A 9,642-nucleotide genomic window follows, 5' to 3' on the forward strand; every position below is an offset into this window, starting at 1 on the left:
GAACACCGAGCCAACGGCGTACTCGCCGGCGTCGGGGAGGGACTCAATCTCGTCGTCAAAGAACTCGTGGGGCGTCTGTAGGAGGATGCCAGCGCCGTCGCCGGTGTTCTCGTCGGCCCCCGTTGTACCGCGGTGTTCGAGATTCTCGAGCAGTTCGATGCCATCGGCTACCGTGCCGTGGGACCGGTCACCGTCGAGGTCCATGACGACGCCGACCCCGCAGTTCGCGCGGGAGTCGCCCGGGTCCGCGAGCCCGTCGGTGGCCGCGGAGCGGTCTATTGGCTCAGACATAGAGGTATGTAGTAAGTACCGCATCAAGAGACTTCCCCTCAAAGTATAATGGTAAGATTATTTCATACAAGGAGATATAATGTAATTGATCCTCTTGTTGGCTCGCGCCACACAAGATGCCTCTGCGTGTGTTTGCTGTCGCGCACTGTCGACCAATCGGTCGGACCTGCGCGTTCCTACGTCTTAATCGAACGGAGCGGTAGGTTCAATTGCCAGGCGGCGGAAGACGCGATATGTATTCGGTCGTCGGGTGCCGGGAGTGTCACGCCCTCTGGATCATCGAGGGACGACCGGAAACGACACAGTGTCCGCGCTGTCGACGGCGACACCAGTTTTCGAAGCTCCGAGCGTTCGCAGAGACGGACGACGCCGACGCCGCCGCCCGCGTCAGAAGTTCGATGCTCGCCGAGCGCGCTGATGACGGAGAACTTATCGACCCCGACGAAGTCGACGTTGAGGGGGTCGGAATGGACGACGTCGAGTACCTCTCGGCGTCCGGAGTCGACCCCGATGCGGTGTCGGCCGCCGGGGAACGATCCGAACGCGGGAACCGCTCCTCGCGAAGCCGGAAGCAGACCGTTCTGGACGGGCTGACGGAACTCGACACGCCGACGGAGGCGGACATCGTCGAGTACGCGACCGCGGCCGGTGTCCCCGAACCGGCCGTCGAACGGATGCTTGAGAAACTCCGTCGGGCGGGCGAAGTGACCCGAACCGACGGGGTGTATAGGCGGCTGTGACCCGTCGAACCGGTCGTTCTCGAGGGTCGTGTCCGGATACGTTCGGGGGGGTCTGCCGTGAGTAGTGACGAGGAGTACCGGTTTCATCCGGAGGACTTCGACGGCGACGACGACCCCGAAACGCCGGTCGGTCGCGCCCCGCTCGTCATCGTCGGGAGCCTCGGCGTCGGGGTCGGCTTGTTCCTCGTAGACCAGTTCGTCGATCCGATTACGGTGTCGGGCGTAGACCTCAGCCTCGCGATCCTCGCCGCCATGGTTCTGTCGCTCGGGTTGCTCGTCGGGGGGCTCTCCTACGCGAGACAGGGACGAGTCCGACTCGGCGTCGTCCACGCTGTCGGCGCGTTCGGGTGGCTTTCGGTCGCCGTCGGAACGGCGCTTTCGAGCGCCGTTGCGCTCGTCGCTGGCGGCGGTGCGTTAGTGATCGGGGCCGGGGCGTTGCTTCTCTTGACGTGGCACTCGCGGGGGTGAAACGTTGATGCGGAGTGCCACCCTCCGACCACTATTTATATACACGTCCGACCGTCGCTACATGTAGCCGAGGTCGCGCAGCCGTTCCATCAGGTCCTCCTTGTCCTGGGCGCGGCCGGCGCGTTCGGTCGTATCCTCGAGATTCTGCAGCCAGGCGGGCTCCTCGTCGCTCTTTTCGGTCGAGATCTCGCTGCCGAGCGAGCGGAATCCGGCGAAGTACTTCGGCGAGACGGGGATGTCATCGTGCGTGAGGTCGTTCGGCAGGTCGTTGTAGTCTTGGGGCACGTAGCCGTCGTCGGGGAAGTCCTCGACCGTCTCGGGAACGACGTAGTACCAGAAGGCGTCCCACACGTCGGCCTCGTCGAACTGCAGGATGGGCTGGATGCGGTCGTGCGGGGGGTAGATATCGGGGTCGTGCCGCGGCGAAAAGAACGTCTCCTCTGCGCGGGCGTCCTGTTCGTCCCAGCGGATGCCCGAGATGATACCGTCGATGCCGCGCTCCTCGAGGGTGTTGTTCAGCGCGACGGTCTTCAGCAGGTGGTTCCCGACGTAGGTGTCCAACAGGAAGGGGAACGTCTCCTCCTCGTACTCGAGGATGTTTCGGATGTGGTGGCGATTGTGCTCCGAGAGGTCGGCGACCTCGATGTCGTCGCCGGGGTCGAGGCCGTGCTCGTCGACGTACTCGCCGATATCGTCGTTTCGCGCGAACACGACATCGAGGTCCCACTCCTCGGCCCACCGGTCGACGAACTCGAGCAGCTCGTCGAAGTGCTGGTAGTGGTCGATGAACACCGCGGGCGGGAGGTCGTACCCGTACTGCTCGGCGACCTCCTTGACGAAGTACAGCGTCAGCGTCGAATCCTTCCCGCCGGTCCACATGATCGCGGGGTTGTCGTACTCATCGAGGCCCGTCGCGACGACCTCGATCGCCTTCTCGAGTTTGTCCTCCAGTTCGGGGTAGTCCGCGGCGGACTCGTTTTCCCCGTCGGTGTACGATACGTCGACGTACTCCTGAAGATCGCTCATGATGTGTAATTAGATATAATTACCGGAGTAAAGGATGTTTCGGGTTCGGCGAAGTTGGCGGCGGGTCGCGACACTGCGTACTGGCTATGAGCAATGAGTTCTGGCTTCAGGGATCTCGGAGGCCACAAACGGATCCCGACAGTATATAAATGCGCGCGGCCGAACGAACACTAACGCGACCCCGTGGCCGCCCCGGCGGCCGGACGCGAACGCCACAACAATGAGTGAACAAGAACTCGGAATCACGGAGAGCAAAGAACACAACCCGGGCGAGTGGTACGCCGAGGTCGTACAGAAGGCCGGGCTCGCCGACTATGCGCCGATGGGCGGGTTCATCGTCACTCGCCCGCGGGGGTACGCCCTCTGGGAGCGACTCAAGAGCCACCTCGACGGCTGGTTCAAGCAGACCGGCGTTCAGAACAGCTACTTCCCGATGTTCATCCCCGAATCGTACCTCGAACGCGAGAAGGACATCGTCGAAGGGTTCGACCCCGAGGTCGCGTGGGTGACCCACGGCGGCCACGACGAACTCGAAGAGCGCCTTGCCGTTCGGCCGACCTCCGAATCGATCATCACGCCGTTCATCGCCAAGTGGGTTCGCAGCCATCGCGATCTACCTATGCGGCTCAACCAGTGGTGTTCGGTCGTCCGCTGGGAGGCCACCGAGACGAAGCCGTTCTTCCGGACCAAGGAGTTCCTCTGGCAGGAGGGCCACACCGCTCACGCGACCGACGAGGACGCCTGGGAAGAAACGATGACGCGGCTAAACCAGTACAAACGCCTCTACGAGGAGGTGATGGCGATCCCCGGCATGAAAGGCCGCAAGCCCGACCACGACAAGTTCCCCGGCGCGGAGACGACGACGACAATCGAGGCGCTGATGCCCGACGGCAAGTCGGTCCAGGCGAGCACGAGCCACCACCTCGGGACCTCCTTTGCTGAGGCGTTCGACATCACCTACACCGACGAGGACGAGAACGAACGGACGGCCCACACCACCTCGTGGGGGCTCTCCTGGCGCGCGCTCGGCGCGTTGATCATGACCCACTCTGACGACCAGGGTCTCGTGGTCCCGCCCGCACTCGCCCCCACCCAGGTCGTCATCGTTCCGATCTGGCAGGCCGACACCGAGACCGATGTAAAGGAGTACGCCGCTGATCTGGCGGCCGAACTCGACGACGAGTTTCGCGTCGAGTTCGACGACCGCGACGGGCGTAACCCCGGCTTCAAATTCAACGAACACGAACTCAACGGCGTTCCGCTCCGGATCGAGATCGGCCCCAACGAGGTCGAGGATAATGAAGCGACCCTCGTCCACCGCCCCGACGGCGAGAGCGAGGTCGCGGGACGGGCGGGGATCGTCGATGCGGTTGATACGGCCCTCGATACCGTCTACGCCAAACTCTACGCCGCCGCCGAGGAGAACGTAGAGGAGAACGTCCGCGAGGCCCACGGTCGTGGCGAGATACTCGGAACGATCGGTCGCCACGGCGGCTACGTCAAGACCGGCTGGTGCGGCGACGAGGCCTGCGAGGCCGTCATCAAAGAGGAGATCGCCGCCGAGATTGTCATGCTCCCGCTTGACGAGGATGCGGAGCCGGTTCACGACACCTGCGGGATCTGTGACGAACCGGCCGAGGAGACCGCCTACTTCGCGAAGTCGTACTAACTGGACGCCCCGGAACGCCGCCGGCTGATTTTTCTTCTCTCGACACAAATCGCCGTTATGCAGCGAGTCAGCACCCGCGATGTCGACCCATCGGAGCCGGTCGAGGACGTGTTCCTCGGGTTGCTCGCCTCGGGCGAGGAAACGAGCCTGCAACACTTCGAGATTGATCCCGGTGCAACGGTCCCGGAGCACAGCCATCCCCACGAGCAGACCGGCTTCGTTTATGAGGGGACGCTGACGTTCGTCTCCGGCGGCGAGACGGTCGTCGTCGAAGCCGGGGACTCGTTTTCGATACCCGGCAACGAGCCGCATTCGGCGGAAAACAGGAGTGACGTTCCGGTTCGGGGTATCGACGTGTTCGCCCCGCCTCGAACCGATCCCGACTGGGTCGAGTAGCCCTTTCTGCCGTAGCTAGGCCATCTCGTGGATGTTCTCGACGACGACGTCGGCGTACTCGCTCGTCGCGAGTTTCTCGGCGCCCTCGACCTGCCGTTCGATGTCGTAGGTGACCTTCCGGTCGACGATCGCCTGCTCGACGGCGTCGCGGACGAGGTCGGCGGCGTCGTCCCAGCCGATGAACTCGAGCATGATGCGGCCCGAGAGGATCATCGCGGTGGGGTTGACTTTGTCCTGGCCAGCGTACTTCGGCGCGGAGCCGTGAACGGGTTCGGCCAGGACGCGGCCGTCACCGAGGTTGATGCCCGGCGCGATGCCGAGGCCACCGATCTGAGCGCCACAGGCGTCCGAGAGATAGTCGCCGTTGAGATTCGGCAGCGCCAACACGTCGTATTGGTCGGTTCGGGTGAGGATCTGCTGGAGCATGTTGTCGGCGATGCGGTCGTTGACGACGACGGCGTCCTCGGGCTGTTCGCCGCCGCGCTCCTCCCAGAGGGTGTCCTCGGTGATGACCTCGTCGCCGTACTCCTCGCGGGCGACCTCGTATCCCCAGTCGCGGAAGGCGCCCTCGGTGAACTTCATGATGTTGCCTTTGTGTACCAGCGTGACCGAATCGCGGTCGTTGTCGAGGGCGTAGTCGATCGCTTTCCGGACGAGTCGTTTGGTACCGAACTCGGTGATCGGCTTGATACCGATGCCGACGGGGCCGTCGTGAATCGTCGAGTCGAAGCCCATCTCGTCTTCGACAAACTCCTTGACCTGTTGGACCTCGTCGGTGCCGGCCTCCCACTCGATGCCGGCGTAGACGTCCTCGGTGTTCTCCCGGAACGACACCATGTCCATCCGCTCGGGGCGCTTGACGGGCGAGGGGACGCCCTCGAGGTGGTAGGTCGGCCGGATGTTCGTATAGAGGTCGAGTTTCTTCCGCAACGCGACGTTGAGGCTCCGGAATCCGGCTCCGACGGGCGTCGTCAACGGGCCCTTGATCGAGACCTTAAATTCCTTGAGCGCCTCGACGGTCTCCTCGGGGAGGTTCTCGTCGTAGTGTTCGCGGGCGGATTCGCCGGCGTAGACGCGCATCCAGTTGATTTCGCGACCGGTCTCCTCCGCAGCGGCTTCCAGGACCTTCTGGGCCGCGGGACCGACATCGGTCCCGATCCCGTCGCCGTGGATGATCGGAATAATGGGGTCGTCGGGTACGACGAGTTCGTCATCCTCCGTTACGTCGATCTTCGATCCCTCCGACGGCACCTCGACTTTGTCGTAGTCCATACCGAACTGGTTTGCAGGGCCCCGTCAAAGGCGTACCGCTATCGTGGCGAATTACACATGAAAGATGCTGATGAATCTGCAAGCGGCCTCGGACGGCGTTAAGACGGGCTCTCAGAGGTTTCACCGATCCCGCTGTGACGGATTCGAGAGGCGATCCTTTATATTACAGAGCGTCCGAAACGTGATATGACGCTCGACCCGGTCCACTTCGAGGGGATCGCACGGCTCGCGGGCCGGATCAGCCAACGCGTCGACTCGACAGAGCACGAAGCCGTCGCCGAAACCGTCTTCGAGGAGTTTCTCGACCCGCTGTACCACAACGGTCGGCAGATCCTCGAACCGGTCGGGGAACTCCGGCGCCGACGGATCGACATCGAAGACGCCGCGCTACGGGAATCGCCGTTCCCGACCCAGCACGGACTCGACTCCGGAACAATCAATCCGACGACGTTCACCAATGGCCTGGTCCTCGACGTGGCTCAGGCCGCGATGGCGGCCGTCCCCTCCGATCTCGAGTTACACCGGTCGCGGTCCGTGGTCACGACCGCACACTCGAACGATCCGACGGTCGACTGTGGTGAGGACGAGTGGTCGGCGTTCGACAGCGGCTACTCGCGGGGCCGCGTCCTCCAAGCACCGCGTGTCAACCGGTACGAGGAGGCGGTCGTCCACGCGCTCTCGTTGTACCTCGCGGAAGTATCCCACGCGACGCTTCAGGCCGACGTCGTCGACGATCTGTTGATCCTTGACGGCCCGATCTATCCGAAGGGGCTGCTCGCGTGGGCGGATCGACACCCGGAACTCGCGGAACTGCTCGTCGAGGAGGAACGCCCGCGGGACGTGATCGCCCGCTACATCGGATTGGTGGAGCGCTTCGCCGACCGCGGCGTCCCGCTGTCCGGATTCATAAAGAACGGCGGTTCAAAGGTTATCACCCGCGCCGTCCGTGGGAAGACGCGCGCGCCTTGGGTGGACGATGCGGCGTTCTTCGAGCGCGTCCTCAAGCGCACAGACGCTGACGGCGACCGCCTGACCGACCAGTTGACGTTCACCAACTGGTTTCGCTCCCGCGGCGGCGTCGACGAACCGCTCTCAGCGGATGGCGATGCGCTCGGCCTCGCACGCTCGCGCGCTCCCGAGGAGTATGAAGTGACGTTCTTTTGCGTGTACGACCCCCGAAGCGAACTCCTGTTTCGGGTTGAGGCCCCGGCGGTATTCACCCGCGATCCGGAGACGCGGAAAGCGTTGACGATGCAGTTCCTCCGTGACATCGCCCACGAGGGCGGGCCGCCGCTCGCGGTCGCGAAGGCCGACGAACTGGCCCGGATCAGCCGCGAGGAGCGGGCGGCCCTGATTCGGTCGATAGAACAGCGCTTCGACGCCGACCGCGACCGGAGCTACGACGACGAGCGCTGGGGACTCGTCGCCTGAGCGGGGCGGGGTCGGTCGATCTATCCCGTCCGTCTCACGGGGTCGCGTCGTCGACACCGAGGGCGATTTCGACGTCGACTTCGGGAACGCCGAGTCTGGCGAACTGCGTCCGGATGTGGGACTTCGCCGCCTCGATGGCGCGATCACGGTCGGCGAAGCCACGTGGCATCGGCGATTCGAAGGCCACCCGCTTTTCTTCGCCGCCGATCCGCTGGAGTTGGCCGCCGCTTTCGACCTCGTAAAAGGCGTCGCAGACCCACACGTACGGCGCGTCGTCGTCCGGCGCGCCACGGAACGTCGGCGGCTCCTCGCCGGGTTCGTACAGCGTCCCCGTCAGGGCCGTTCCGCCCGCCGAACCACGGATCCGAAGCATACCCGACGTTGGCGGAGCACGAATAAAAGGGGCGCGGCGGCCGGCCGCTCTCATCCCCCGCCGATCGGTCCCGACCCGGCGGCGGCTCGCGCCCCCGCTACTGGACCCCGACATCCCGGACGGACTTGACGTTGAGGCCCGTTCGGGCGCCGTTGTGACGGTACTCGACGTAGACGAGTCGGTCGTCGTACGCGTCAAGCGGCAGCAGATACGTCGATCCGTCGGCAAAACCAAGCCAAAAGAGGATGTCAGAATCTCCGGGTGTGTCCTCGATAACCCGGACCTCGACGACATCGCCGTTCTCGCCACGCTCTCTCGTCTCGTGTACCTCACCCTTGAGCCGGCGTGAGGTCTTCCCGACGGAGACGAAGAGGTTCACCGTCGCACCAACACTCACATCGCGTAGTTTGTTCGGGACCCGGAGCATTGCGGTTCTCGGAGATGCCTCTGCCTAGAAGTGGGGGACGGGGGTGTTTTATACCTCTGTCAGACTCGGCCGGTGAGTCTCGGCTGCTCTACGATGAGCCCCGACAGATCACCGGCTGCGCGTCCGGGAAACTCCGGGGCAACGGAAAGCGGCAACGTCGATCCGGATCAATGCCGCCACGCCGACACCGAATCCGCAGTGATCCGATCGACGGCCGTCTCGGCGGCCACCGCCGGAGGATAGATGATGTTGTCGACGTGACCCAAGTGGGCGTAGTCCTGTTCGCCGTCGCGAGCGATCCGGGCCAGCGTCCGGGTTTCCTCCGACAGTTCCTTCGTGAGTTCACATACCGCGAGATTGGTCGCCGTATCGTTGGTGACGCCCAACACCGCGCCGGCGAGCGTCGGGTTCGCCTCCTCAAACACGTCGATGTCAGTACCGTCGCCTTGAATCACGTTGCTTGCCAGATGTTGTGGGAAGTGTTCGCACTGTTCTGCGTCTCGTTCGATCACAGAGATTGTGTGTTGACCGGGATTCAGTTCCGCGGCGGCGTGGCGCCCGACACGCCCGCCACCGACGATGATGATGTGGTCGCTCATTATCTGTCGTCTCTTGTATTAACAGGTGTGTTTAGCACACATAAGTACCATCTACTACTCAAATATTACCAGTACATAAACTTTAGAGCAATCTATACGAAAATACGTAGATTCACTTCCCACGGTTTCCGGCTGAGCTATGCATCTGTGGCCGCGAAACACAGTATACTCACAACCACGGTCTGTGGCATTTACTCCCCCTCCGAACGCACGCCCCCCATTCGCGACGGTGGCGAGAACTCAAAACGCCTAAGTCGCTCGCCGACGCTGGCCCGAGTATGCGACACCGCGTGCTCGTCCGTCACCCCCGCGCTGACGACAGCGAGCGCGCCGTCCCGACCGCCTTCTCGAAAGCCAAACGTCCGTAGCTCGGTCTGTGGCGGGCGTGGCGTCCCGTTGCAGGTCGACCCCGGTCACGGACGGACGGTCGACGGCTACGTCCGACGAACCTCTATCCACGAATCACATCCGACGAACCCACACCCCACGATCACACCGACACAATCATGACACACGACACGTTTACCGGCGTCTTCCCCGCGATGACCACGCCGTTCCACGACGACGAGAGCATCGACAACGACACCCTCCGCGCGCACGCCCAGCGGCTCGAAGCCGCCGGCGTCGACGGGGTGGTTCCCGTCGGCACGACCGGCGAGTCGGCGACGATGACCCACGACGAACACGTCGAAGTCATCGAGACGGTCGCCGACGCGGTCGAGGATGTCCCCGTCATCGCCGGCTCGGGGTCGAACAACACGCGCGAGGCGCTCGACCTCTCCGAGCGGGCCGCCGCCGCCGGCGCCGACGGCCTGCTGTTGATATCGCCGTACTACAACATCCCCGAACCGGAGGGAATGGAGGCGCACTTCCGGGCCGTCGCCGACGCGGTCGATCTCCCACAGATCATCTACAACGTCCCCGGTCGAACCGGGCGCAACATCGCCGTG

At 63.8% G+C, this 9,642-nt stretch carries 12 protein-coding genes; 6 read left to right on the plus strand and 6 right to left on the minus strand.

Annotation, left to right across the window (positions count from 1 at the left end; all coding sequences use genetic code 11):
- Positions 1-291: hypothetical protein (locus ACI944_RS07685; RefSeq protein ID WP_411718468.1), on the minus strand; the 291-nt coding region annotated here is incomplete at its 3' end.
- Positions 292-524: 233 nt separating this feature from the next.
- Here ACI944_RS07685 and ACI944_RS07690 point away from each other — a divergent pair.
- The gene (locus ACI944_RS07690) at positions 525-1,031 is read left to right on the plus strand and encodes a DUF5817 domain-containing protein (RefSeq protein WP_411718469.1); all 507 of its coding nucleotides are present in this window, start codon (positions 525-527) and stop codon (positions 1,029-1,031) included.
- Between the two features lie 57 nt (positions 1,032-1,088).
- Positions 1,089-1,499 (plus strand): hypothetical protein, encoded by a 411-nt coding sequence (locus ACI944_RS07695; RefSeq protein WP_411718470.1) that lies wholly within the window; start codon positions 1,089-1,091, stop codon positions 1,497-1,499.
- Between the two features lie 57 nt (positions 1,500-1,556).
- On the opposite strand, the gene ACI944_RS07700 is transcribed toward ACI944_RS07695, so the two are convergent.
- The gene (locus tag ACI944_RS07700; protein ID WP_411718471.1) at positions 1,557-2,525 is read right to left on the minus strand and encodes a phosphoadenosine phosphosulfate reductase family protein; all 969 of its coding nucleotides are present in this window, start codon (positions 2,523-2,525) and stop codon (positions 1,557-1,559) included.
- 220 nt (positions 2,526-2,745) lie between these two features.
- Here ACI944_RS07700 and proS point away from each other — a divergent pair, with 220 nt between their 5' ends.
- Together proS and ACI944_RS07710 are read left to right on the plus strand one after the other, a co-directional pair.
- Positions 2,746-4,194 carry a proline--tRNA ligase gene (gene proS, locus ACI944_RS07705; RefSeq protein WP_411718472.1) on the plus strand — a complete coding sequence of 483 codons (1,449 nt, stop codon included), beginning with the start codon at positions 2,746-2,748 and terminating at the stop codon, positions 4,192-4,194.
- 57 nt (positions 4,195-4,251) lie between these two features.
- Positions 4,252-4,590 carry a cupin domain-containing protein gene (locus ACI944_RS07710; RefSeq protein ID WP_411718473.1) on the plus strand — a complete coding sequence of 113 codons (339 nt, stop codon included), beginning with the start codon at positions 4,252-4,254 and terminating at the stop codon, positions 4,588-4,590.
- A gap of 15 nt (positions 4,591-4,605) precedes the next feature.
- Here ACI944_RS07710 and icd read toward each other — a convergent pair whose 3' ends face one another.
- Positions 4,606-5,862, minus strand: coding sequence for an isocitrate dehydrogenase (NADP(+)) (icd, locus tag ACI944_RS07715; protein ID WP_411718474.1), 1,257 nt, complete (start codon positions 5,860-5,862; stop codon positions 4,606-4,608).
- Between the two features lie 186 nt (positions 5,863-6,048).
- Between icd and ACI944_RS07720 the strand changes: the two genes are divergently transcribed.
- Positions 6,049-7,293 carry a DNA double-strand break repair nuclease NurA gene (locus ACI944_RS07720; protein WP_411718475.1) on the plus strand — a complete coding sequence of 415 codons (1,245 nt, stop codon included), beginning with the start codon at positions 6,049-6,051 and terminating at the stop codon, positions 7,291-7,293.
- A gap of 34 nt (positions 7,294-7,327) precedes the next feature.
- On the opposite strand, the gene ACI944_RS07725 is transcribed toward ACI944_RS07720, so the two are convergent.
- The 3 genes from ACI944_RS07725 to ACI944_RS07735 form a co-directional block, all read right to left on the minus strand.
- Entirely contained in the window at positions 7,328-7,666 is a 339-nt protein-coding gene (locus ACI944_RS07725; RefSeq protein ID WP_411718476.1) for a hypothetical protein, read from the minus strand.
- Between the two features lie 97 nt (positions 7,667-7,763).
- The gene (locus ACI944_RS07730) at positions 7,764-8,063 is read right to left on the minus strand and encodes a hypothetical protein (RefSeq protein WP_411718477.1); all 300 of its coding nucleotides are present in this window, start codon (positions 8,061-8,063) and stop codon (positions 7,764-7,766) included.
- A 197-nt stretch (positions 8,064-8,260) separates the two neighbouring features.
- Positions 8,261-8,692 (minus strand): potassium channel family protein, encoded by a 432-nt coding sequence (locus ACI944_RS07735; RefSeq protein WP_411718478.1) that lies wholly within the window; start codon positions 8,690-8,692, stop codon positions 8,261-8,263.
- A 506-nt stretch (positions 8,693-9,198) separates the two neighbouring features.
- Here ACI944_RS07735 and ACI944_RS07740 point away from each other — a divergent pair.
- The coding region (locus ACI944_RS07740) for a dihydrodipicolinate synthase family protein (RefSeq protein WP_411718479.1) at positions 9,199-9,642 on the plus strand (444 nt) is incomplete at its 3' end.

The sequence above is a fragment of the Natronomonas sp. genome, assembly GCF_046710025.1.
Lineage (GTDB): Archaea > Halobacteriota > Halobacteria > Halobacteriales > Haloarculaceae > Natronomonas.

Bases quoted from the DNA above. Each gene is read 5' to 3' on its own strand.
- ACI944_RS07690 (WP_411718469.1), top strand. From the start codon at position 525: ATGTATTCGGTCGTCGGGTGCCGGGAGTGTCACGCCCTCTGGATCATC.
- ACI944_RS07700 (WP_411718471.1), bottom strand. From the start codon at position 2,525: ATGAGCGATCTTCAGGAGTACGTCGACGTATCGTACACCGACGGGGAA.
- proS (WP_411718472.1), top strand. From the start codon at position 2,746: ATGAGTGAACAAGAACTCGGAATCACGGAGAGCAAAGAACACAACCCG.
- ACI944_RS07710 (WP_411718473.1), top strand. From the start codon at position 4,252: ATGCAGCGAGTCAGCACCCGCGATGTCGACCCATCGGAGCCGGTCGAG.
- icd (WP_411718474.1), bottom strand. From the start codon at position 5,862: ATGGACTACGACAAAGTCGAGGTGCCGTCGGAGGGATCGAAGATCGAC.
- ACI944_RS07720 (WP_411718475.1), top strand. From the start codon at position 6,049: ATGACGCTCGACCCGGTCCACTTCGAGGGGATCGCACGGCTCGCGGGC.
- ACI944_RS07725 (WP_411718476.1), bottom strand. From the start codon at position 7,666: ATGCTTCGGATCCGTGGTTCGGCGGGCGGAACGGCCCTGACGGGGACG.
- ACI944_RS07735 (WP_411718478.1), bottom strand. From the start codon at position 8,692: ATGAGCGACCACATCATCATCGTCGGTGGCGGGCGTGTCGGGCGCCAC.